The organism is Nocardioides sp. zg-DK7169 (genome assembly GCF_013155365.1).
Taxonomy (GTDB): domain Bacteria; phylum Actinomycetota; class Actinomycetes; order Propionibacteriales; family Nocardioidaceae; genus Nocardioides.
In genome coordinates this window covers 299,956-322,996 of the sequence record NZ_JABJRA010000006.1, presented here as the reverse complement: position 1 = coordinate 322,996, position 23,041 = coordinate 299,956, and the positions used below count along the sequence as shown (strand labels likewise).

Annotated in this window: 18 protein-coding genes; 13 read left to right on the top strand and 5 right to left on the bottom strand. The window is 72.1% G+C overall.

What is annotated here, in order from left to right:
• The first annotated feature begins 18 nt into the window (after nt 1-18).
• Complete coding sequence (locus tag HOQ23_RS12255) at nt 19-1,047, top strand: LLM class F420-dependent oxidoreductase (RefSeq protein WP_172214861.1); 1,029 nt, start codon at nt 19-21, stop codon at nt 1,045-1,047.
• A gap of 117 nt (nt 1,048-1,164) precedes the next feature.
• On the top strand, nt 1,165-3,294 hold the full coding sequence (locus tag HOQ23_RS21585) for an acyltransferase family protein (RefSeq protein ID WP_172214860.1): 2,130 nt from the start codon (nt 1,165-1,167) through the stop codon (nt 3,292-3,294).
• On the opposite strand, the gene HOQ23_RS12245 is transcribed toward HOQ23_RS21585, so the two are convergent.
• Nucleotides 3,266-3,985: a MerR family transcriptional regulator gene (locus HOQ23_RS12245; protein ID WP_172214859.1), complete on the bottom strand. Its 720-nt coding sequence runs from the start codon at nt 3,983-3,985 to the stop codon at nt 3,266-3,268. The two genes, HOQ23_RS21585 and HOQ23_RS12245, sit on opposite strands and share 29 nt — an antisense overlap.
• A gap of 157 nt (nt 3,986-4,142) precedes the next feature.
• On the opposite strand from HOQ23_RS12245, the gene HOQ23_RS12240 reads away from it, so the two are divergent.
• From HOQ23_RS12240 to HOQ23_RS12230, 3 genes are read left to right on the top strand one after another with little or no spacing between them, the layout of a single operon-like run.
• Entirely contained in the window at nt 4,143-5,291 is a 1,149-nt protein-coding gene (locus HOQ23_RS12240) for an acyl-CoA dehydrogenase family protein (protein ID WP_172214858.1), read from the top strand.
• A 14-nt stretch (nt 5,292-5,305) separates the two neighbouring features.
• On the top strand, nt 5,306-6,496 hold the full coding sequence (locus tag HOQ23_RS12235; RefSeq protein ID WP_172214857.1) for an acyl-CoA dehydrogenase family protein: 1,191 nt from the start codon (nt 5,306-5,308) through the stop codon (nt 6,494-6,496).
• Nucleotides 6,496-8,424, top strand: coding sequence for a long-chain fatty acid--CoA ligase (locus HOQ23_RS12230; protein ID WP_172214856.1), 1,929 nt, complete (start codon nt 6,496-6,498; stop codon nt 8,422-8,424). Before HOQ23_RS12235 ends, HOQ23_RS12230 begins: the two co-directional genes overlap by 1 nt.
• Nucleotides 8,425-8,736: 312 nt before the next feature.
• On the opposite strand, the gene HOQ23_RS12225 is transcribed toward HOQ23_RS12230, so the two are convergent.
• Entirely contained in the window at nt 8,737-10,278 is a 1,542-nt protein-coding gene (locus tag HOQ23_RS12225) for an acyl-CoA synthetase (protein ID WP_172214855.1), read from the bottom strand.
• A gap of 137 nt (nt 10,279-10,415) precedes the next feature.
• Between HOQ23_RS12225 and HOQ23_RS12220 the strand changes: the two genes are divergently transcribed.
• From HOQ23_RS12220 to HOQ23_RS12185, 8 genes are all read left to right on the top strand, one after another.
• Nucleotides 10,416-11,294, top strand: coding sequence for an ABC transporter permease (locus HOQ23_RS12220; RefSeq protein ID WP_172214854.1), 879 nt, complete (start codon nt 10,416-10,418; stop codon nt 11,292-11,294).
• 99 nt (nt 11,295-11,393) lie between these two features.
• Nucleotides 11,394-12,473, top strand: a complete 1,080-nt coding sequence (locus tag HOQ23_RS12215; protein ID WP_172214853.1) for an ABC transporter substrate-binding protein — start codon at nt 11,394-11,396, stop codon at nt 12,471-12,473.
• Nucleotides 12,470-13,252, top strand: coding sequence for an ABC transporter ATP-binding protein (locus tag HOQ23_RS12210; RefSeq protein ID WP_172214852.1), 783 nt, complete (start codon nt 12,470-12,472; stop codon nt 13,250-13,252). The genes HOQ23_RS12215 and HOQ23_RS12210 overlap by 4 nt, the downstream gene beginning before the upstream one ends.
• Nucleotides 13,253-13,277: 25 nt before the next feature.
• Nucleotides 13,278-13,565 (top strand): DUF1905 domain-containing protein, encoded by a 288-nt coding sequence (locus tag HOQ23_RS12205; RefSeq protein WP_172214851.1) that lies wholly within the window; start codon nt 13,278-13,280, stop codon nt 13,563-13,565.
• Nucleotides 13,566-13,720: 155 nt separating this feature from the next.
• Entirely contained in the window at nt 13,721-15,823 is a 2,103-nt protein-coding gene (locus tag HOQ23_RS12200) for an MMPL family transporter (RefSeq protein ID WP_172214850.1), read from the top strand.
• Between the two features lie 10 nt (nt 15,824-15,833).
• Entirely contained in the window at nt 15,834-18,407 is a 2,574-nt protein-coding gene (locus tag HOQ23_RS12195) for a bifunctional FO biosynthesis protein CofGH (protein ID WP_367650477.1), read from the top strand.
• Between the two features lie 46 nt (nt 18,408-18,453).
• Nucleotides 18,454-19,047: a DUF1963 domain-containing protein gene (locus tag HOQ23_RS12190; protein WP_172214849.1), complete on the top strand. Its 594-nt coding sequence runs from the start codon at nt 18,454-18,456 to the stop codon at nt 19,045-19,047.
• 3 nt (nt 19,048-19,050) lie between these two features.
• Nucleotides 19,051-19,578, top strand: a complete 528-nt coding sequence (locus HOQ23_RS12185) for a hypothetical protein (RefSeq protein ID WP_172214848.1) — start codon at nt 19,051-19,053, stop codon at nt 19,576-19,578.
• A gap of 127 nt (nt 19,579-19,705) precedes the next feature.
• Here HOQ23_RS12185 and HOQ23_RS12180 read toward each other — a convergent pair whose 3' ends face one another.
• Genes HOQ23_RS12180 through HOQ23_RS12170 form a run of 3 tightly spaced genes read right to left on the bottom strand, consistent with a single transcriptional unit; the run spans nt 19,706 to nt 22,901 of the window.
• The gene (locus HOQ23_RS12180; RefSeq protein ID WP_367650476.1) at nt 19,706-20,962 is read right to left on the bottom strand and encodes a sugar ABC transporter permease; all 1,257 of its coding nucleotides are present in this window, start codon (nt 20,960-20,962) and stop codon (nt 19,706-19,708) included.
• Nucleotides 20,959-21,795, bottom strand: coding sequence for an ATP-binding cassette domain-containing protein (locus HOQ23_RS12175; RefSeq protein ID WP_253945420.1), 837 nt, complete (start codon nt 21,793-21,795; stop codon nt 20,959-20,961). Before HOQ23_RS12175 ends, HOQ23_RS12180 begins: the two co-directional genes overlap by 4 nt.
• The gene (locus HOQ23_RS12170) at nt 21,795-22,901 is read right to left on the bottom strand and encodes a substrate-binding domain-containing protein (RefSeq protein WP_172214847.1); all 1,107 of its coding nucleotides are present in this window, start codon (nt 22,899-22,901) and stop codon (nt 21,795-21,797) included. The genes HOQ23_RS12175 and HOQ23_RS12170 overlap by 1 nt, the downstream gene beginning before the upstream one ends.
• Between the last annotated feature and the right edge of the window lie 140 nt (nt 22,902-23,041).

Sequence of the window (23,041 nt, the reverse complement as noted above, 5' to 3'; positions counted from 1 at the left end):
AGGCCCGAAGAGGTGACCATGAAGCTGTCGATGCCCCTGGTGTACGCCGGCAACCCCCGCGAGAGCGCCGACCAGGTGGTCGGCCTCGAGAAGGCCGGCCTGGACACCATCTGGGTCGCCGAGCCGTACGGCTTCGACGCGCCGACGCTCATGGGCTACCTCGCCGCGCGCACCGAGACAGTCGAGATCGGCGCCGGGATCCTCAACGTCTACTCCCGCACGCCCGGGGCGCTGCTGCAGACCGCGGCCGGGCTGGACAACGTCTCCGGCGGCCGCGCCGTCATCGGTCTCGGCGCCTCCGGCCCTCAGGTGGTCGAGGGCTTCCACGGCCTGCCCTACGACCGGCCGCTGGGACGCACCCGCGAGGTCATCGAGATCATCCGGATGGGCCTGCGCCGCGAGCCGCTGGTCCACGACGGCATCTTCACCCTCCCGCTGCCCGAGGACCAGGGCCTCGGCCTCGGCAAGCCGCTCAAGCTGCTCAACAAGCCCGAGCGACCGGCCGTCCCGCTGTGGGTGGCCGCGCTCGGCGAGCGCAACGTGGCGATGACCGCCGAGGTCGCGGACGGCTGGCTGCCGTTCCTCTTCTTCCCCGAGAAGGCGCAGTCGGTGTGGGGCGAGGCCCTCGCCCGCGGCGCCGCGAAGCGCTCCCCCGACCTCGCGCCGCTCGAGATCAGCGCCGGCGGCATGGTCGCCATCGGCGAGGACGTGAAGGGCCTGCTGGACCTGATGCGTCCGATGTACGCCCTCTACGTCGGCGGCATGGGCGCGCGGGGCAAGAACTTCTACAACGAGCTGGCCTGCCACTACGGCTACGAGAAGGAGGCCGCGGAGATCCAGGACCTCTACCTCTCGGGCAAGAAGCGCGAGGCCGAGGCGAAGGTCCCGCTGGAGTGGCTCGAGGCGGGCAACCTGGTCGGTCCCGCGTCCTACGTCCAGGAGCGGATCGCGGCGTTCCGCGAGGCCGGCGTGACCAGCCTCCAGGTCGCCCCGGTGACCGACGACCCGGTCGCCACGATCGCCCAGGTCAAGGAGTGGGTCTCCTGACTCCCGGACCGCTGGGGACGCCTCAGGGCGCATGAGGGCCCGCACAGGGGGTAAAGAGGGCTCCCCGGACGTGTGACAGGGTGGCGTCGCACCCCGATCCGACTCGGAAGGACCCTCGTGCGCCGCAGCGGATTCCGCGACGACATCCAGGGCATGCGAGCACTCGCCGTGCTCGCCATCCTGCTCTACCACGCCGGCTACAGCCCCTACCCGGGTGGATTCGTGACCCTCGACGTCTTCTTCGTCGTCTCCGGGTTCCTGATCACCTACCTGCTGCTACGCGAGATCCGGCGCGACTCGACGATCTCGCTGGTGGGGTTCTACGCCCGGCGCGCGCGCCGGATCCTGCCGGCGGCGACGTTCGTGACCCTGGTGACCGTCGGGGCGTCGTGGCACTTCCTCAACGTGGTCGACGCCCGCGACGCGGCGTACGACGGGCTCTGGGCGGCGTTCTTCGGCGCGAACATCCGCTTCGCCTCCGAGGAGACCGACTACTTCGCGCAGGACATCCCGCCCTCGCCGCTGCAGCACTACTGGTCGCTGGCGGTCGAGGAGCAGTTCTACCTCGTGCTGCCGCTGGTGCTGGTGCTCTGCATCTGGTGGGTACGCCGTCGCTCGGCCGGCGCCGGTGCCCGCGGCGCGCGCTCGGCGGCGCGCTCGCCGCTGCCGGCGATCGCGCTGGTGCTCGGGGTCATGACCCTGACCAGCTTCCTGTGGTCGCTGCACGCCTCGAGCGCCAGCCCGGACACGGCGTACTTCTCCACCTTCACCCGCACTTGGGAGTTCGGCGTCGGGGCGCTCCTGGCGATGGCCGCGCCGCTGTTCGCCGGGAGCCTCACCGACCGGGCGCGCAACCTGCTCGCCGCCACCGGCCTGGCCGCGATCGTCGTGGCCTGCTTCGCGGTCACCGAGGAGATGCCGTTCCCCGGCTGGGCCGCCCTGCTGCCGGTGCTGGGCACCGGCGCAGTGATGGTCGCGGGCGCCGAGCACCGCGGCACCGAGCCGCCGCTGATGCAGCGACTGCTCGGCATCCGCCCGCTGCGCGTCGTCGGCGACGCGTCGTACTCGCTGTACCTGTGGCACTGGCCGGTGCTGGCGATCGCCACCCAGCACGTCGGGCGCGACCTGACCGGCCGCGAGACCCTGGTGGCGGTCGCGTTCATCGCACTGCTGACCTGGGCGAGCTACCGCTGGGTCGAGACGCCCTTCCGCACTCTGTCCCCCACCCCGATCTCGCGGGCGCTGACGCTCTACCCGGCCGCGGTCGCGGTGGTGCTCGTCGGCTCCCTGACCTCGGTCGCCCTCCTGGACCGCGCGACCAACGACGCGCCCGCCATCACCGTCACCGACTACAACGAGGCGCCCTCGGGCGGGCAGCTCTCCGACGACTCCGCCGTGGCGCTGGTGCAGGCCTCCGTGACCGCCGCACTGGCCGACGCCCGCGTGCCGGGCTCGCTCGAGCCGCCCGTGCTGGAGCTGCGCAAGGACCGCGCCGACGTCGGCGACTGCGACTATCGCGAGGAGCCGTGGACGCTGTGCGTGCGCGGCGACGCGGACGCCGAGCGCACGCTGGTGCTGCTGGGCAACTCCCACGGCCGCCACTGGATCCCGGCGCTGGACCGGATCGCCGAGGACGCCGGCTACGCCGCCTACTACCTGGTCCGGCCCGGGTGCAGCCCGGTCCGGGTCACCCATGGGACCAACGCCGGCGAGGAGGTCAAGGACTGCACCCGCTTCAACGAGTGGGCCACCGAGCAGGTCGCCGAGCTGGCCCCGGACCTCCTGGTCGTCACCGGCACCGCCCCCGCCCGCGCCATCATCGACGGCGAGCTGACCCGCGACGACGACACCATCCGCGCAGCGACCCGCACCGGCTTCGCCGAGCTGTTCGACGAGGTCTCCCCGCACGCCGGGCGCACCGTGCTGCTCGGCGACACCCCCAAGCGCACCGACTCCCCCGTGGACTGCCTGGGCAGCACCGGTGCCAGCCTCGGCGACTGCCTCAGCGACCCGGTCGAGCACGACCGGCTGGTCGCCCTGGACAGCCGCCGCGTGGCCCACGAGCGCGGCATCGACTTCATCGACGTGCAGCGGTGGTTCTGCACCGACGAGGGCTGCCCGGCGGTGATCGGATCCCACGTCGCGATGCGCGACGGGGAGCACGTGACCACCGTCTACGCCGAGCAGCTCACCAAGCCGCTGCGCCGCGCACTGGGGATCAGCCCTGGCGCAGGGAACGGGCGATGACGGCGTTCGCCGCCCGCTGGAACCCGGTCACCACGGCCTCGAGGGTCAGCTGACGCAGCCGCGACATCGTGTGCTCGAGACGCGCGGCGTCCTCGGGTGAGTGCGGCTCGCGGCGGTACGGCGCGAGCACGCCCTCGCGCAGCACGTCGGTGAGCTCGTCGGCCAGCGCGCCCATGTGCCGGCGGATCGCCTGGCCCGCGGCCTCGACGGCGTCCTCCGGCACGTCCATGTCCAGCAGCTCCACGCCCACCGCGAGGCTGGGGAGCGCGACGTACCCGGTGGCCCCGCGCTCGATGCTGCCGACCTTCTCCAGCATCCGCAGGTCGTGGGCGTCCAGGCGGCGCCCGGCCCGTTCCTCGAGCTCCTCGAGGACCAGCTCCACCGCCGGCTGCCCGGTCCAGGAGGTGAGCATCGCGCGCTGCAGCGCCAGCTCCTCGACCGTGGCCTCCGAGGGGAGGCCGGTCAGGAACCGCTCGATCGCCTGGAGGGTGAACCCGTGGTCCTGGAGCGCCCGGACCATGTCCAGCCGGGCGCGGTGCACGGGGCCGTAGTAGGCCACCCGTCCCCGGCGTACCGGCGGCGGCACCAGGCCGAGGCTGGCGTAGTAGCGCGTCGTGCGCACGGTCGTCCCCGTGACCGCGGCGAGCTCGTCGACGGTGAGGAGCTGGTCGCGCCCGAGGTGCTCGCTCATGACCTCCACGGTATCGACCGCCTCGACAGCCCTTGAACTGTGACAGCGATGCTGTCACAGTTGGGCTGCACGAGACCCAGGTCACGTGCCCGACCCCGCACCTGAGCCATGACGTCGCCTCGCACCCCGCCCGGCGGCGCCACCCGGAAGGAACCCCATGCCTGAGACCCCGTCGATCCTCGAGCAGGAGCACGAGGACTTCCGCGCCACGATGCGCGCGTTCCTGGAGAAGGAGGTCGTCCCGTTCCACGAGCAGTGGGAGCGTGACGGCCAGGTCTCCCGGGAGGTGTGGCGCAAGGCCGGCGAGGCCGGGCTGCTCTGCTTCGACGTCGCCGAGGAGTACGGCGGCCCGGGCATCAAGGACTTCCGCTACAACATGGTCGTCTCCGACGAGATCGGCCGGGTCGGCGCGAGCGGCCTCGGCTTCCCGGTGCACACCGACATCATCGTTCCCTACATCAGCGAGCTGGGGACCCCCGAGCAGAAGCAGCGCTGGCTGCCGGGCCTGGTCAGCGGCGAGCTGATCTCCTCGATCGCGATGACCGAGCCCGGCGCGGGCTCGGACCTCCAGGGCATCCGCACCACTGCCGTCGACAAGGGCGACCACTACGTCCTCAACGGCTCCAAGACCTTCATCAGCAACGGCATCCTGTCCGACCTGGTCATCGTCGTGGCGCGCACCAACCCCGAGGCCGGCCACCAGGGCATCAGCCTGCTGGTCGTCGAGCGCGGGATGGAGGGCTTCGAGCGCGGCCGCAACCTCGACAAGATCGGCCTGAAGGCCCAGGACACCGCCGAGCTGTTCTTCGACAACGTCGCGGTGCCCAAGGAGAACCTCCTCGGCGAGGAGGGCTCCGGCTTCATCAACCTGATGGTGAACCTGCCCCAGGAGCGGATCTCGATCGCCGCGATCGCCGTCGCCGCCTGCGAGCACATCCTGCGCCTCAGCCTCGACTACGCCAAGGAGCGCGAGGCCTTCGGCAAGCCGATCGGGAAGTTCCAGCACAACCGGTTCCTGCTCGCCGAGATGGCCACCGAGGTCCACATCGCCCGGCTCTTCGTCAACGACTGCGTGCTCAAGCTCAACGAGGGCAAGGTCGACACCGCGCTGGCCTCGATGGCGAAGTGGTGGACCACCGAGCTGCAGAAGAAGCTCGCCGACCAGGGCGTCCAGCTGCACGGCGGCTACGGGTACATGAACGAGTACCCCATCGCCAAGGCCTACGTCGACAGCCGGATCCAGACGATCTACGGCGGGACGACGGAGATCCAGAAGGAGATCATCGGTCGGACGCTCGGGATCTGAGCGGGGGCGCGGCGATGGACTTCGATCTCCCCGAGAGCGCACTGGCCGTGCGCGAGGGGGTCGCGGCCGTCGCCGCGCGCTACGACCACGCCTACTGGTCGCGCTGCGAGGCCGAGCACCGCTTCCCCGCGGAGGCGTGGCGCGACCTCGCCGACGGCGGCTGGATCGGGCTCACCGTCCCCGAGGAGTACGGCGGCGGGGGCACCGGCATGCTCGAGCTCGCGGTGGCCTGCGAGACCCTCGCCGCCTCCGGCGGGACGGCCGGGACGTTCCTCTACATCCTCACCCCCGGCTTCGGTGCCACTACACTCGCGCGGCACGGCACCGAGGAGCAGCGCCGCGAGATCCTGCCCGGGGTCGCCGACGGCAGCACCCAGTTCTGCCTGGCGCTGACCGAGCCCGACGCGGGCAGCAACGCCATCGAGATCCGCACCTCCGCGCGCCGCGAGGGCGACGAGCTCGTCGTACGCGGGCAGAAGATCTGGATCTCCGGCGTCGAGAACGCCACCTGGATGCTGGTGGTCGCCCGCACCACCCGCGCCGAGGACGCCCAGGAGCAGCTGGGCTCGCGCACGGCCGGGTTCACCGTGCTGCTCGTCGACGTCGCGGAGGCGCGGGACGCCGGGACGCTGAGCTGGACGCCGATCCCGAAGATGGGCGGCAACGTGGTCACCTCCAGCCAGGTGTTCCTCGACGACGTGCGCGTGCCGCTGGACCGGGTGGTCGGCGAGGTCGACCAGGGCTTCCGGGTGCTGTGGGACGTGCTCAACCCCGAGCGGATCCTGGCCGCGGCCGGCGGCGTCGGGGCCGCGGACGCGGCGCTGAGGCTGGCCGCCGACTACGCCCGCGAGCGGGTCGTCTTCGGCCGCCCGATCGGGGCCAACCAGGGGATCGCGTTCCCCCTCGCCCAGGTGCGCGCGAAGACCGAGCTGGCCCGGCTGATGACCTACAAGGCGGCGTGGCTCTTCGACCACGGCCGCCCCTGCGGCAACGAGACGAACATCGCCAAGCTCACCGGCGCGCAGGTCGCGTGGGAGGCCGCCGACCGCGCCTTCCAGACCTACGGCGGCATGGCGTACTCCCAGGAGCATCCGGTCGAGCGGCTCTTCCGCGACGCCCGGATCGGCAGGAACATCCCCGTGGCCGAGGAGCTGATCCTCGCCCACATCGGCACCCAGATGCTGGATCTCCCGAGGAGCTACTGATGACCGACCCCGCCGCCCCCACCGCCGACCCGACCACTTCCTCCTCCACCGATCCCGCCGTGCTCCAGGCGCGGCGCGAGATCGAGCAGCAGATCGCCGGGCTCACCCTCCCGGCCGCCCTCGCCCGCACGGTCGAGGAGATGGGCGACTCCCCGGCGTACTCCGACAAGGTCGGGATCGTCGAGCCGGGCGGCGCCCACGCGCCGGGCTGGCGCACGGTGTCGTGGCGGGAGCTGCACGGGCAGGCCCTCGACGTCGCGGCCGCGCTGGTCGCGCTCGGCGTCGCTCCCGGGGACACCGTGGCGATCATGGCCGGCAACCGCATCGAGCACGTCGTGGCCGACCTCGGCGCCGTGCATGCGGGAGCGGTGCCGATGTCGGTCTACCTGACCCTGGCGCCCGACCAGGTCTCCTTCGTCGCCGGGCACTCCGAGCCGAGCGTCGTGGTGCTCGAGGGCGCCGACCAGCTCACCCGCTGGGGCCCGGCGCTGGACGCCAGCGGCTCGGTACGCCGCGTGGTCGTGCTCGACGAGAGCGCGCTCGACGGGCTGCCCGAGGGCGAGCGGTACGTCGGGTGGTCGCAGCTGCTGGCCGAGGGGGCGGCGTACCGCGCCGCGCACGCGGACGAGGTGCGGGCCCGCATCGACGCGATCGAGCCGGACCAGGCGGTGACGATCCTCTACACCTCCGGCACGACCGGGAACCCGAAGGGCGTCGTGCTCACCCACCACAACGTGATGTTCGAGGCGGAGTGCTCGCTGCGGACCTCGCGGCCCGAGGGCGAGAACATCTTCATCTCCTACCTGCCCTTCGCCCACATCGCCGAGCGGATCCTGGGCATGTACGTCCCGCAGGTCAAGGGCGCCCACGTGCACCTGATCGCCGACCCCGCGCTGCTGCTCGCCACCCTCGGCGAGGTGCGCCCGACGCGCTTCTTCGGGGTGCCGCGGGTCTGGGAGAAGATCCGCACCGGCGTCTCGGCGAAGCTCGCCGCCGAGCCCGACGAGCAGCGCCGCGCCGGGATCGAGCAGGCGATGGCGGTCGGGCTGGAGTGGGTGGAGTCCACCCAGGTCGGGCACAGCACCTCCCCCGAGCTCCAAGCGCGCTTCGAGGCGGCCGACGCCCAGGTGCTCGGCCTGCTGCGCGCCCTGCTCGGGCTGGACCGCTGCGAGTGGGCCGCGTCCGCCGCCGCGCCGATGCCGCTGGAGGTGGCGCGGTTCTTCGGCGGGCTGGGGATGGCCATCTACGACGTCTACGGGATGACCGAGACCACCGCGGCGGTGACCGCGTGCGGCCCCGGGTCGTTCCGGATGGGGACCGTCGGGCGCGCCCTGGCCGGCATCGAGATCCGGATCGCCGAGGACGGCGAGATCCTCGCCCGCGGCCCCGTGACCACGCCGGGCTACCACCAGCAGGAGGACGCCACCCGCGCGCTGGTCGACGCCGACGGCTGGGTGCACACCGGGGACATCGGCGTGCTCGACGAGGACGGCTTCCTGACCGTGGTGGACCGCAAGAAGGAGATGATCATCACCTCCTCGGGCAAGAACATCGCGCCGTCGAACATCGAGAACCTCCTCAAGGAGTCCCCGATCGTGGGCCACGCCCTGGTCTTCGGCGAGGGCCGGCCCTACGTCGTCGCGGTGCTGACCCTCGACGCGGAGGTCGCCCCCGTGGTCGCCGAGCGGCTCGGGCTCGGCACCGCCGACCTGGCCGAGCTCGCCCAGCACCCCGCGATCCTCGCCATGGCCCAGCAGGCCGTCGACGCCGCGAACTCCCGCCTGTCGCGCCCCGAGCAGGTCAAGGCCTTCGAGCTGCTCCCCGTCGAGTGGTCCCCGGAGTCCGAGGAGCTCACCCCCACCCTGAAGCTCAAGCGCCGCGTCGTCCACACCAAGTACGCCGACGTCCTCGACTCCCTCTACACCTGACCCTCCGCCGACTCGGGCCTTGTGGTTGCGCGAGTCGGCTCGTGTGGTTGCGCGAGTCGGGCCTCGTGGTTGCGCGAGTCGGCCCTCCTGGTTGCGCGAGTCGGCCCTCGTGGTTGCGCGAGTCGGCTCGTGTGGTTGCGCGAGTCGGCCCTCGTGGCGAGGTTCGGCACAGGAACCTGGGGAGAACCCCGCCATTGACCCCGACTCGGCGCACCATCAGCCCCGACTCGGCACGCCATTGACCCCGACTCGGCGTACGACGCGGAGCGGAGCCGACGAGCACGGGCGGGGGAAGGAGTCAGGGGTCAGGGGTCAGGGGGACTCGGCGTACTCGGCGCGGAGCTGGCGCTTGACCATCTTGCCGGTGGGGGTGCGCGGGAGGAGGCGGCGAAAGACGATCTCGGTCGGCACCTTGTAGTGCGCGAGGCGCTCCCGGGCGTGGGCGCGCAGCTGGCTGGCCAGCGCCGGACCCGGTACGGCGCCCTCCGCGGGCTGCACGAAGGCGACCACCCGCTCCCCCATCTCGTCGTCCGGCAGCCCCACGACCGCGATGTCGGAGACCGCGGGGTGCAGGCTGAACAGGTCCTCGATCTCCTGGGGGTAGATGTTCACCCCGCCGGAGATGATCGTGAACGCCGCCCGGTCGGTGAGGTAGAGGTAGCCCTCCCCGTCGACGAACCCGAGGTCGCCGACCGTGGTCCAGTCCGGGTGCTGCGGGTGCTGGGTGCCGGCGGTCTTGGCGGCATCCCCGTGGTAGCTGAACGGCATCCGCCCGCCGAGCTCGCTGCGCTCGAAGTAGACCGTGCCGACCTCGCCCGGCGGCAGCTCGGTGCCGTCCTCCCCGCAGATGTGCAGTACGCCGAGGAGCGCGGTGCCCACCGAGCCGGGGTGCGCCAGCCAGCGCTCGGCGTCGATGAACGTCGCGCCGTTGGCCTCGGTGGAGGCGTAGTACTCGTGCACGACCGGACCGAGCCAGTCGATCATCCGCCGCTTGACCTCGACCGGGCAGGGTGCGGCGGCGTGGATGACGCAGCGCAGCGAGCTGACGTCGGCCCTCGCCCGCACCTCGTCGGGCAGCTTCAGCAGTCGCACGAACATCGTGGGGACCATCTGGGTGTGGGTGACCCGGTGCTCCTCGATCGCGCGGAGCACCGATTCGGGGTCGAAGCGCTCCATCATCACCAGGGTGCCGCCCAGGGCGTGCACGACGCCGCCGAAGCGCAGCGGCGCGGCGTGGTAGACCGGCGCCGGGGAGAGGTAGACGGTCTCCTCGTCGAAGCCGTACAGGCCGCCGAAGATCGTGACGTAGCGGTAGCCCGGCTCGTCCACGGCGATGTCCGGCAGGTCGACCTTCACGCCCTTGGGGCGCCCGGTCGTGCCCGAGGAGTACAGGAAGTCGTCGCCGTGCGGCTGCTCGGCCAGCGGCTCGACGGACGCCGCCGCCAGCGCGGCCTCGTAGTCGCCGTAGCCGGCCACCTCCCCGCCGTATGCCAGCCGCTCGGGGACGTCGACGTCGAGGCGCTCGACCAGCTCGGCGCGGCCCGCGGAGACGACCAGCGCCCGCGCGCCGCAGTCGCGCACGATGTAGGAGGCCTCCTCGGGCGCGAGGTGGTGGTTCACCGCGGTGACGTAGAGGCCCGAGCGCAGCGCCGCCCAGTAGACCTCGTAGGCCTCCGGGCAGTTGTCGCTCAGCAGCGCCACGACGTCGCCGCGCCGCAGCCCCGCCGCCCTCAGGTGCTGGGCGAGGCGCAGGCTGCGCTCGTCGAGCTCGGCGTAGGTGAGGCTCCGGCCGGAGCCGGACATGACGAGCGCGACGCGGTCCGGATGCGTGGCTGCCCAGGTCCCGGGATACATGCCGCCACCCTGCCAGCGACCCTCCGCGGGCACCAGAGGTCCCCCACGAGGAGGCGCCGCGGTGTGGTCTGGACCGCAAGGCACTGCCTGTCACGCCGTCTTGTAAGTCTATTAATTCCATGTGGTTTGATGACTCCATGGCCCTGCTCGCGACCTCCTCACCCGCGGCGCCCGCGCGACCCGGCACCGGGCCTCGCCGGCCCCCGCGCACCGCCGCCCGCCTGCGGCGCGCCGGGGTGCACGCGCTGTCCCTCGCCGTCCTGGTCGCGGCCTGGTGGCTCATCACCCGCCTCGAGCTGGTCCGGCCGCTCTACCTGCCGGGCCCCGGTGCGGTGTGGGACGCCTTCGTGCAGGCCAACACCGATCACCCGGTCCGCGAGGGCTCGGACCGGATGGTGCGCGGAGAGCAGAACCACTACCTGTGGGAGCACCTGCTGGCCAGCCTCCGCCGCATCGCGATCGGGGTGGGCGCCGCCATCGTCGTCGGCGTCCCCCTCGGTCTGCTCATGGCGACCACCTGGGTCGGCGTCGTGCTGGAGCCCTACCTCAACTTCCTGCGCTCGCTGCCGCCCCTGGCCTACATCGGCCTGCTGATCGTCTGGTTCGGCATCGGCGACACCTCCAAGATCTGGCTGTTGTTCCTCGCCGCGTTCCCACCGGTCGCGATGGCCACGATCAGCGGCGTACGCGGGGTCCGCGAGGACATGCTGAACGCCGCGCGCTCCCTGGGGGCCTCGCGGCGCCAGGTGCTCACCTCGGTGGCCCTGCCCGCCACGCTGCCCGAGGTGCTCACCGGCGTCCGGGTGGCCGTCGGCTTCGCCTGGACCACCGTGGTGGCCGCCGAGATAGCCAACGGCATCCCCGGCATCGGCGGCCTGGCCTACCTGGCCGGCGAGCAGCTCAACTCCGCCCTCGTCATCGCCTGCATCGTCGTGATCGGCCTCGCCGCGATCGCCCTCGACCTGGGCCTGAAGAGCCTCGAACGCGCCCTCGTCCCGTGGCGCGGCAAGGCCTGACCGGCCCCGCCCCCGGCGCCTCCGCCCGCCCACGTCCCCCGACTCCCCCTCCCGTCCCCGGCTCGGGCCGACCCATCCCGACTCCAAGGAGCACCACCCGTGAGAACCTCCCTGACCAGGGGCCTCGCCGCCCTCGGCGCCGTCGCGCTCTCCACGTCCCTCGCCGCCTGCGGTGGCGACTCCGAGACCAGCGCCGACGCCGGTGCGGCCCCCGCCACCGACTGCCCGTTCGAGCCCGACGAGTCGGTCACCTCCACCGCGCGGATCGCCTGGCAGGCGATCCCGAACGCCGACGTCGTGGTCAAGGACCTCGGCCTGCTCGAGGCCTGCCTGCCGAACGCCGACATCTCCTGGGTCCAGGCCGCCTCCGGCGGCGACGTCATCACCTACTACGGCGCCGGCGAGGTCGACCTCGGCCTGATGGGCTCGGCGCCCGCCACGCGGGCCTCCTCCGCGCCGGCGATGCGCGACGTCGACCTCGCGGTCGTCTGGATCCACGACGTCATCGGCGACGCCGAGTCCCTCATCGTCAAGGACGCGTCCATCACCGACGTGGCCGACCTCGAGGGCACGACGATCGCGACGCCGTTCAGCAGCACCGCGCACTACTCGCTGCTCCAGGCGCTCGCCGATGCCGGCCTCGACCCCGCCAAGGACGTCGAGGTGATCAACCTCGACCCCGAGAAGATGCCCGCCGCCTGGCAGAGCGACCAGGTCGACGCGGCGTGGGTCTGGGACCCGGTGCAGAGCCAGCTGCTCGAGGACGGCGGCACCCGCCTGCTCTCCAGCGCCGACACCGCCGCCGCCGGGCGCCCGACGTTCGACGTCGGCACCGTGGAGCGCTCGTGGGCCGCGGACAACGAGGACTTCCTGACGATGTGGGCCAAGGTCCAGGACCATGCGGTCGGCCTGATCCAGGACGACCCGGTTGCGGCCGCCGACTCCGTCGCCGTCGTGCTCGGCATCGACCCCGAGGCCGCCGAGGCACAGTTCGAGGGCCTCGACTACCTCCGCGCCGACGAGCAGGCCTCCGCCGACTACCTCGGCGGCAAGCTCGCCCGCGACCTGCGCACCACCGCGGAGTTCCTCTACGAGCAGGGCGAGATCGACGCCGTCGGCCCGCAGGCGCAGTACGACGAGCACGTCGACGCCGGTCCCGCCACGAGGGCCGCGCAGTGAGCCACGGCCGCGCCATCGCCTTCGAGGGCGTCCGCCACCACTTCGACGTCGGTGGCGCGGCCGTCCCCGCCCTGGACCGCATCGACCTGGCCATCGAGCCCGGCGAGCTCGTCGCCCTGGCCGGGCCCTCCGGGTGCGGCAAGACCACCCTGCTGCGCCTGCTCGCGGGCTTCATGTCGCCCAGCGAGGGCCGGGTGACCCTCGACGGCCGGCCCGTGCAAGGCCCAGGCGAGGAGCGCGGGGTGGTGTTCCAGCAACCGACCCTCTACCCCTGGCTCTCGGTACGCCGCAACGTCGAGCTCGGCCCGCGGCTGCGCGGCGTCGGGCGCGCCGAACGGCGCCGGGTCACCGAGGAGCACCTGCGCCTCGTCGGCCTCGAGGACTTCCACGACCACCGCCCCTACGAGCTCTCCGGCGGCATGCAGCAGCGCTGCCAGATCGCCCGGGTGCTGGCCAACGACCCCGACATCGTGCTGATGGACGAGCCGTTCGGCGCCCTCGACGCGCTCACCCGCGAACGCCTCCAGGAGGAGCTGCTGGAGATCTGGCGGGCCACCGGCAAGACGATCCTGTTCATCACCCACAGCGTCGACGAGGCGGTCTTCCTCGGCTCCCGAGTGCTGGTGATGAGCCCGCGCCCGGGCCGGATCGTCCTCGACGTCCCAGCGGTCCTCAACGAGGGCGGCCCCCGCCTGCCCGCCGCCGAGATCCGCGCGTTCCCCGAGTACGTCGAGCTCTGCGACCGGGTGCGCCAGGCGATCCACGCCCCCGCCGGCTGAGGCGCGCCGCACCTAGGGTGGCCGGATGGAGCTGTCCTTCAGCGGCGAGCTGGTGGAGTGGCGCGGTCCCGCGCCGTACCACTTCGTGGTGGTGCCGCCTGAAGAGTGCGTCGCCCTCGACGAGGTGGCCCCGCTGGTCTCCTACGGCTGGGGCATGGTCCCGGTGACGCTGCGCGTCGGCGGCACCGAGTGGACCACCGCGCTGTGGCCCCGCGAGGGCGGCTACGTGGTCCCGGTCAAGGACCGGGTGCGCCGCGCCGAGGCGCTGCACCTCGGCGACCCGGTCCACCTCTGGCTGCGCGTGGACGTCTGAGCGCGGCGTACGCGACCGCGCCCCGCCACGTGTGACGCGGCCCCGACAACTGGTCCAGACCACCTGCCGCGGACAGGTGAGATCGGCGCGGAGCGCGGGTCGTCACCCTGGAGCCCGGGGCGCCCCGGGGAACCGATCGGACCGCGGGAGCACACATGCATCGCCAGATCGCAGGACGACTCACCGGCCGGGTCACCAAGTGGGTGGTGGCCGTCGTCTGGGTGCTGATCGTGATCCCGATGGCCGGTCTCGCCGGCCAGCTCACCGACGTGCAGAACAACGAGGCGTCGTCGTGGCTGCCGGAGTCCGCGGAGTCGACGCGGGCCATCGAGCGCCTCGAGCCGTTCCGCGACCCCGACGCGATCCCGACGATCGTGGTGCACCGCGCCGACGGCGGCTCGCTGGACCCCGCGCAGCTCTCCACACTCCGTGAGGACGTGGCCGAGTACGCCGAGGTGGACGGCGTCTCGGGCCAGGTGCTCGGCCCGTTCGTGTCCGCCGACGGCGCCGTGGCGCAGACCATCGTCACCTTCGACTTCGGCGCCGAGGGCTGGAACCGGATGCCCGACGCCGCCGAGGACCTGCGCGGCATCGCGGCCACCGACGGCACGGACGTCTACATCGCCGGGCCGGGCGGCCAGGCGGCCGACGCCGCCGAGGCCTTCGAGGGCATCGACACGACGCTGATCCTGCTGACCCTGAGCGTGGTCGTGGTGATCCTGCTGTTCACCTACCGCAGCCCGGTCCTGTGGCTGCTGCCGATCCTGTCGGCCGTGGTCGCCTACTTCACCTCCGGCGGGGTGGTCTACCTGCTCGCGCGCTACGCCGACCTCACGGTCAACGGCCAGTCCCAGGCGATCCTGGGCATCCTGGTCATCGGTGCCGGCACCGACTACGCGCTGCTGCTCACCGCGCGCTACCGCGAGGAGCTGCGCCGCCACGAGGACCGCCACGAGGCGATGGCGGTCGCACTGCACCGTGCCGCCCCCGCGATCCTCGCCAGCGCCGCGACGGTCTGTGCGGGCATGCTCTGCCTGCTCGCCGCGGACCTCAACTCCACCAAGGGCCTCGGCCCGGTCGCGGCGGTCGGCATCGCGGTCACCTTCCTGGTGATGATCACCTTCCTGCCCGCCCTGCTGGTCATCTGCGGGCGCTGGGTCTTCTGGCCCAAGCGGCCGGCGTACCGCTCCCCCGAGCCGACCCGCAGCGGGTTCTGGGCACGGGTGGGCGAGGCGATCCGCCCGCGTCCCCGCGCGGTGTGGGTGGTGACCGCCGCGATCCTGGCCGTGGCCTGCCTGGGCTGGCTGCGCCTGGACACCCAGGGGCTGGCCACCGAGGACTCCTACACCGTCGACCTGGAGTCGATCGACGGTCAGGCGGTGCTGGCCGAGCACGGCCTGGTCGACCAGTCCAACACCGTGCAGGTGGTCACCGACTCCAGCTCGGTGCCCGCGGTCGTCGACGCGCTCGCGGGCGTGGACGGCCTGGTGGCCGCCGGAAAACCGGTCGTGCAGGGCGACACCGCCTTCGTGGAGGCGGCCCTGGACGGCGCCGACGTCTCCTCCACCCAGGCCTTCGACGTCGTGGAGGCGACGCGCGAGGCCGTGCACGCCGTCCCCGGCGCCGACGCGGTGGTCGGGGGCAGCTCCGCGGTCTACCTGGACACCAAGACCGCCGCCATCCGCGACAACCTGGTGATCATCCCCCTCATCCTCGCGGTGGTGCTGCTGATCCTGATCGTCCTGCTGCGCGCCCTGGTGGCGCCGCTGGTCCTGATCGCCACGGTCGTGCTGTCCTTCGGCGCCGCGCTCGGCATCTCCGCGCTGCTCTTCGAGTACGTCTTCGGCTTCGAGGGCTCCGACCCAGGGTTCCCGCTGTTCGCGTTCGTCTTCCTGGTCGCCCTGGGCATCGACTACAACATCTTCCTGATGACCCGGGTCCGCGAGGAGACCGTCCTGCACGGCACCCGCCAGGGCGCCCTGATCGCGCTCGCCTCCACCGGCGGTGTGATCACCTCGGCGGGCGTGGTGCTGGCGGCGACCTTCCTGATGCTGGGCACCATCCCGGTGGTCTTCCTGGCCGAGCTCGGCGTCACGGTGGCGCTCGGCGTCCTGCTCGACACCCTGGTGGTCCGCTCGGTGCTGGTCACCGCGCTCAACCTCGACCTCGGCCCGCGCATCTGGTGGCCCAGCCGCCTGGATCGCACCGGGCCTCCCGCGGACCGGGCCCCCGACGCGGAAGCCGCCCTGCGCGGTTAGCCTGACTCGGGTGAGCCAGACCACTGACCGTCCCACCCCGCAGCAGGTACGCCGGGCGCTGGCACGCGCCGAGCGCGGCGCGGCCCTCGACGTGGCGGAGGCGGGCGCGCTGCTCGCCGCGAGCGGGCCCGACCTGGACCGGCTCTGCGCCGCCGCGGCGAAGGTCCGCGACGCCGGGCTCGTGGCCGCCGGCCGCCCCGCCGTGGTGACCTACTCCCCGAAGGTGTTCATCCCGGTCACCCGTCTGTGCCGCGACCGCTGCCACTACTGCACGTTCGTGGAGACCCCTGGCCAGGCCGCCCGGGAGGAACGCGCGCCGTACCTCTCCCCCGACGAGATCCTCGACATCGCCCGCCAGGGCGCCGAGCTGGGCTGCCTGGAGGCGCTGTTCACCCTGGGCGACCGCCCGGAGGACCGCTGGCCCGAGGCCCAGGACTGGCTCGACGAGCAGGGTTACGACTCCACGCTGGCCTACGTGCGCGCGATGGCCGTGCGGGTCCTGGAGGAGACCGGCCTGCTGCCGCACCTCAACCCCGGCGTCATGTCGTGGGAGGAGATGAACCGGCTCAAGGCGGTCTCCCCCTCGATGGGGATGATGCTGGAGACCACCTCGCGCCGGCTCTTCGAAACCAAGGGCGAGGCGCACTACGGCTCCCCCGACAAGGACCCCGAGCTGCGGCTGCGGGTGCTCGAGGACGCCGGCCGGCTCGCGGTGCCGTTCACCACCGGCCTGCTGGTCGGCATCGGTGAGGACCTCACCGAGCGCGCCGAGACGATCTTCGCGCTGCGCGCCACCGCGCGGGCCTACGGCGCTGTGCAGGAGGTCATCGTCCAGAACTTCCGCGCCAAGCCGGACACCGCCATGCGCCACACCGACGACCTCGGCCTCGAGGAGTACCGCGCCGCGATCGCGGTCACCCGCCTCGTGCTCGGCCCGAAGGCCCGCGTGCAGGCCCCGCCCAACCTGGTGGACCTCGCCGAGTGTCGCGCCCTGCTCGACGCCGGCGTCGACGACTGGGGCGGGGTCTCCCCGCTGACCCCCGACCACGTGAACCCCGAGCGCCCCTGGCCCTCCCTGGAGCGCCTGCGCGAGGTCAGCGCCGCGTGCGGCTTCGAGCTGGTCCCGCGCCTCACCGTCCACCCCGAGTACGTCGTGCCCTCGCTCACCGGCGGCACGCCGTGGGTGGACCCCCGACTGCACCGCCACGTCGCCGCGATGGCGATCCTCGAGGGCCCCCGCGCGGGTCTCGCGCGCCCCGGCGTACGCCCGGTGGGGCTGCCGTGGCAGGAGCCTGACGGCGGGTTCGCCAGCGCCGGGCGCACCGACCTGCACACCGCCGTCGACTCCGAGGGCCGCAGCGAGGACCGCCGCGGCGACTTCGAGAGCGTCTACGGCGACTGGGACGCCGTGCGCGAGGCGGCGGTGTCCACCAGCGGGATCTCGACGGGCTCGGCCGACGGGGCACCGGCGGTGCTCACCGCGGAGGGCCGCGAGGCCCTGGCCGCGGCGGAGGCCGATCCTGGCAACCTCTCCGACGCCCACGCGCTGACGCTGATGACCGCCGAGGGCGAGCTGCTCGACGAGGTGTGCCGCTTGGCCGACCACCTGCGCCGCGAGGCCGTCGGCGACACCGTCACCTACGTCGTCAACCGCAACATCAACTTCACCAACGTCTGTTATGTCGGCTGCCGCTTCTGCGCCTTCGCCCAGCGGCGCACCGACTCCGACGCCTACTCGCTGTCCCTCGACGAGGTGGCCGACCGCGCCGCCGAGGCCTGGGACCTGGGCGCCACCGAGGTCTGCATGCAGGGCGGCATCGACCCCGAGCTGCCGGCGACGGCCTACTTCGACCTGGTCGCGGCGGTGAAGGCGCGGGTGCCGGACATGCATGTCCACGCCTTCTCCCCGATGGAGGTCGTCAACGGCACCGCCCGGACAGGGCTGTCCATCGAGGACTTCCTGATCAAGGCTCGCGAGGCCGGGCTCGGCTCGCTGCCGGGCACCGCCGCGGAGATCCTCGACGACGAGGTCCGCTGGGTGCTCACCAAGGGCAAGCTCCCGGCCCGCACCTGGATCGAGATCGTCTCCACCGCGCACCGCCTGGGCATCCCGACCACCTCGACGATGATGTACGGCCACGTGGACAACCCGCGCCACTGGGTCGGCCACCTGCGGGTGCTCTCGCGGATCCAGGACGAGTCGCTGGAGGCCGGCCGGCAGGGGTTCACCGAGTTCGTGCCGCTGCCGTTCGTGCACACCTCGGCGCCGATCTACCTCGCCGGCGTGGCCCGCCCCGGCCCGACCCTGCGCGACAACCTCGCGGTGCACGCGCTGGCCCGGATCCTGCTGCACGGGCGCATCGACAACATCCAGACCAGCTGGGTCAAGCTCGGCGTCGAGGGCACCCGCGCGATGCTCGCGGCCGGCGCCAACGACCTCGGCGGCACCCTGATGGAGGAGACGATCTCCCGGATGGCCGGCTCCGAGCACGGCTCGGCCAAGACCATCGAGGAGCTCGTCGAGATCGGCGCCGGCATCGGCCGTCCGGTCGCCGAGCGCACCACGACGTACCAGCCCCGCTGAGGGCGAGAGTCGGAGAGCCGAGTTCGACGCCAAGAGAAGGAGCACGTTGACTCCGTACGATGACGTCCGCGGGTTGTGGGCCGATCACGTGCAGCGCACGCGCACGTGGAGCGAGGACCGCAGCCACGCCGTCTACATGAGTCTCGTGCAGCAGGTCGTCGAGATGCTGCGGGGCCAGCCAGAGCTGGCGCCGCAGCTGCTCGAGGCTCTGAGGCAGGCAGACCCCGAGAGCGACTGGCACTCGTTCCTGTACGCGGTGCTGGTCCCCAACCGGATGCTCGCGATGGAAGACCCGGACGCGTTTCGCGCGCACCCCGAGGTCGCGTTCAGTGCTGAGCAGATGCCGATCCGCGTGGCCGCGGCCTTGGTCCGGGTGACGACCTTCCCCCAGACCGATGACGAGGCCGAGCTCGCCCGGTACACGCGGTCCTGGTTCGCGGGCCGCCCGCTCGCCCCGGCGGGCGAGGAGTGGCCGCGCAGGGCCGACGGGACGCCGCTCGCGCACGTGGTCCAGGTCGATCTCGATGACGACTGGGAAATGATGAGACCCGAGATCGGGCTGCCGCCCCGCGGCCTGCTGCAGGTCTTCCATGACCTGGAGACCTACGGGAACCCTGAGGACGCCGGCGACGTCGCTTGACGAGTGCGTTGGTTCGACACCGATGACTTCGATGACTTCGCCCCCACCGCCCTCCCTGACGACCTTCCCATCGCCGCACGTACCGGCCCACTGGCGGCCCGGCCGAGTCCGATGGCCACCGTCCCCTCGGTCCTCGACCTCCACCATCCCGACCAGGACACCTGGGATCGATACCAGCGGAGCCGGACCTGGCTGGAGAACTATCCCTACACCCACAACAGGTTGCTGGCTCCCGACCTGGCAGCCACCAGTGCGCCGTGGGGCGGCGACCCATCACGCCTCGTACCCGTGTCGCGACTCTGTGGCTACGGCTACAACGAGTTCAACCCCGACTACCAGAAGATCCTCGACGCCCAGCTGCCGCTAAGCGGCGATGACGAGCACGTGATGTTCGCTGACATCAACCCGGGCCAGTTCACCGATGAGGACTGGTTCCATGGCCAGCGACACCTGCAGATTTGGATGCGCCGCTCCGACCTGGCCGAGCGCCGCTTCGATGACTGCTGGGCCTTCGTCCGCCTCGACGGCTGAGGAGCGACGCCTTGGGTAGGGCGCCGGCGCCTGCCCGCCTAGCCGTGGGAGGAGATGCCGTCAGACCTCCGGCGGGAGTGTCACCTCCCCTTGGTGGGACGCGCCGCCTTCGTCGTCTCCCTCTGGGCTAGCCGCGTCCGCTGGAGGAGCGCACCCGACGCGACACCGAGTCGATGGCCACGGCCAGCAGCAGCACCGCGCCGGTGACCATGAAGCGCACCGAGGAGTCGACGTTCATCAGGTTCAGGCCGTTCTGGATGGCCTGGAGCACCATGATGCCGAGCAGCGCGGAGTACGCCGTCCCGCGGCCGCCGAACAGGCTGGTCCCGCCGATCACCGCGGCCGCGATGGCGGTCAGGTTGGTGTCGGTCGTGCCGCTGCTCTGCGAGACCGAGGTCAGCTGGCCGGCGAGCAGGATGCCGCCGAGGGCGGCGAAGGTCGACGCGGCGGCGAAGACGGAGAAGTAGATGCGGCCGACCTTGATGCCGGAGCGGCGCGCGGCCTCCTCGTTGCCGCCGACGGCGTACACGTGGCGTCCCCAGCGGGTCTTGCGCAGCACCAGGTCCATCGCCACCACGAGCGCGGCGAACAGCACGAACAGGTAGCCCCACCCGCGGTCGATGCCGAGGTAGTAGGTCAAGAAGCCCAGCCCGGCGAGGAGCAGCACGCCCTTGACCGCGACCAGGGCCATGTTGGGCGGCGTCAGCCCGGCCGCCCGGCGCCGGCGCGCCGCGAGCGCCTGGGAGCCGACGTACACCGCCACCACGACCGCGAGCAGCACGTAGGCCTGCACGTCGGTGAGGAAGCGGTCGCGCGCGAACTCCCGCAGCCCGGAGTCGATCGGGAGCACGATGGTGCCCTGGTCGCCGAGCACGTAGAGCAGCGCTCCCTGGAAGGCGAGCAGGCCGGCCAGGGAGAACACGAAGCTGGGCACGCCGATGCGGGTGTAGAGCAGGGCGTAGACCGAGCCGATCGCGGTGCCGATCAGGATCCCGACCAGCATCCCGACCCACAGCGACTGGCTCTTGTTCACCACGAGCACCGCCATCGACGCGGCGGCGAAGCCCGACACCGAGCCCACCGAGAGGTCGATCTCGCCGAGCAGCAGCACCAGCACGATGCCCAGGGAGATGACGCCGATCGGCGCGGCGAACTGGGTGATGGAGACCAGGTTGCGCGAGGACAGGAACGTGGCCTCCTGGGAGTAGAAGACCAGCGAGATCACCGCCAGCCCGAAGACGACCGGCAGTGCGCCGAGCTCGCCGCCGCGCAGCCGTGCCCAGCCCGACGCGACCGCGCCACCGAGGCCGCGGTCCTGGATCAGCCGCTCGTCGGCGACGTCGGCGGCGACGCGGGAGGACGTCGGGTCCAGCGTGCTGCTCACAGCTCTGCCTCCGGGTGGGTGGGGTCGGCCTGGCGGTGCCGGTCCGCGCGCGCCGCGACGACGTTGTCCGAGGCGCCGGTGATGGCGGCCACCAGCTGCTCGGTGGTGGCGTCCTCGGTGCGGAACTCCGCGGCGTTGCGGCCCAGCCGCAGCACCACGATGCGGTCGGCGACCGCCTGGACGTCGGCCATGTTGTGGCTGACCAGGATCACGCCGAGCCCGGTCTCGCGCAGCCGCTCGATGAGGTTGAGCACCTCGGCGGTCTGGGCGACGCCGAGCGCGGCGGTCGGCTCGTCGAGCAGCACGACCCGCGGGTCGCCGACCAGGGCGCGTGCGATGGCCACGGTCTGGCGCTGGCCGCCGGACAGCGAGGCGATGGGGATCCGCACCGACGGGATCTTGGCGGAGAGGGTGCGCAGCAGTCGCCACGCCTCCTTCTCCATCTCGATCTCGTCGAGGACCGGGCCACGGCGCAGCTCCTGGCCGAGGAACAGGTTCGCCACGACGTCGAGGTTGTCGCACAGCGCGAGGTCCTGGAAGACCGTCGCGATGCCCAGCGCCTGGGCGGCCGCCGGTCCGCCCACCGTGATCATCCGGCCGCCGAAGACGATGTCGCCCGCGTCGGGCGAGTAGACCCCGGAGATCACCTTGACCAGCGTGGACTTGCCGGCGCCGTTGTCGCCGACCAGGGCGACCACCTCCCCGGCTGCCACCTCGAGGTGGACGTCGGTGAGCGCCTGCACGGCACCGAACCTCTTGTGGACCCCGGCGAGGGAGAGGACGACCTCTCCCTGCGCCGGGCCGCTGCCCACCCGTTGCGTCATCGCGCTCATCAGGAGATGCCAGCCTCCTCGCAGGCCTTCACGTAGTCCCCGGTGCAGATGTCCTCCGGGGTGTAGAAGCCGTCGGCGACCACGGTGTCGGCCACGTTGTCCTGGGTGACCACGATCGGGTCGAAGATGTAGGACGTCACGCCCTCGAAGTCGCTCTGGTCCACGCCGGTGTCGCTCGTGGTGCCCGGCTCCTCGCCGTTGACGAGCTGGACGGCGACCTCGGCCGCGGTCTCGGCCTCGATCGCGATCGGCTTGTAGATCGTCATCGCCTGCTCCCCGGCCAGGATCCGCTGGATGGCGGCGACCTCCGCGTCCTGCCCGGTGACCGGCGGGAGCTGGTTGCGCGCGACCCCGGCGCCGGTCAGCGCGGCGACCACGCCGCCGGCCTGCCCGTCGTTCGCGGCGTACACGCCGACGATCTCGCTGGGGTCGTACTTGCTCAGCTGGTCGGTGGTCCACTGCTGGGCGTTCTCGGGGCTCCAGTCGGGGTTGTCGTACTCCTCGAGGACCGTGACGCCGCTGGAGTCCAGGACGCTGTGCGCGCCGGCCTTGAACTGCGCGGCGTTGGGGTCCGAGGGCGCACCGTTGAGCATCAGGATGTCGCCCTTGTCCCCTACCGCCTCGACGAGCGCCTCGGCCTGCATCTTGCCGACGGTCTCGTTGTCGAAGGACATGTAGTAGTCCGCGCCCTCGATGAAGCGGTCGTAGGCGATGACCGGCACGTCCTGGCTCTGCGCCTCCTGGACCATGCCGGTGGCGCCGGCCCCGTTGACCGGGTCGAGCACGACCACCCCGGCGCCCGCCGTGAGCGCGCTGGTCAGCTGCTGGGCCTGCTTCTGCTCGTCCTGGTCGGCGTTGTAGTAGTCGACCTCGCAGTCCGGGCAGAGCTCAGCGACCTTCGCCTCGAAGAGCGGCTTGTCGAACGCCTCGTAGCGGGTGGTCTTGGACTCGGGGAGCAGCAGCGCGATGGTGCCGCCCGAGGCGGTGTCGTCCCCGCCGCTGTCGTTGTCGCTGTCGTCGTCGTTGGCGCCGCAGGCGGCGAGAGAGCCGGCGCCCATGATGAGTGCGGCCGTCAGGGCCGCGACGCGGTGAAGGTGGATGGTCATGTCGCTCCTCGTCTGGGCGGCGGACGCCGCTGAAAGGGACGCCGTCGAGTGTCGAACGTCACACTCTTGTCGTCAAGGTGTGAACGCGAATCGTGACCAAGGGAGGGTAGGAGCCGCTTTGGCATCAACTCTTGACCGCT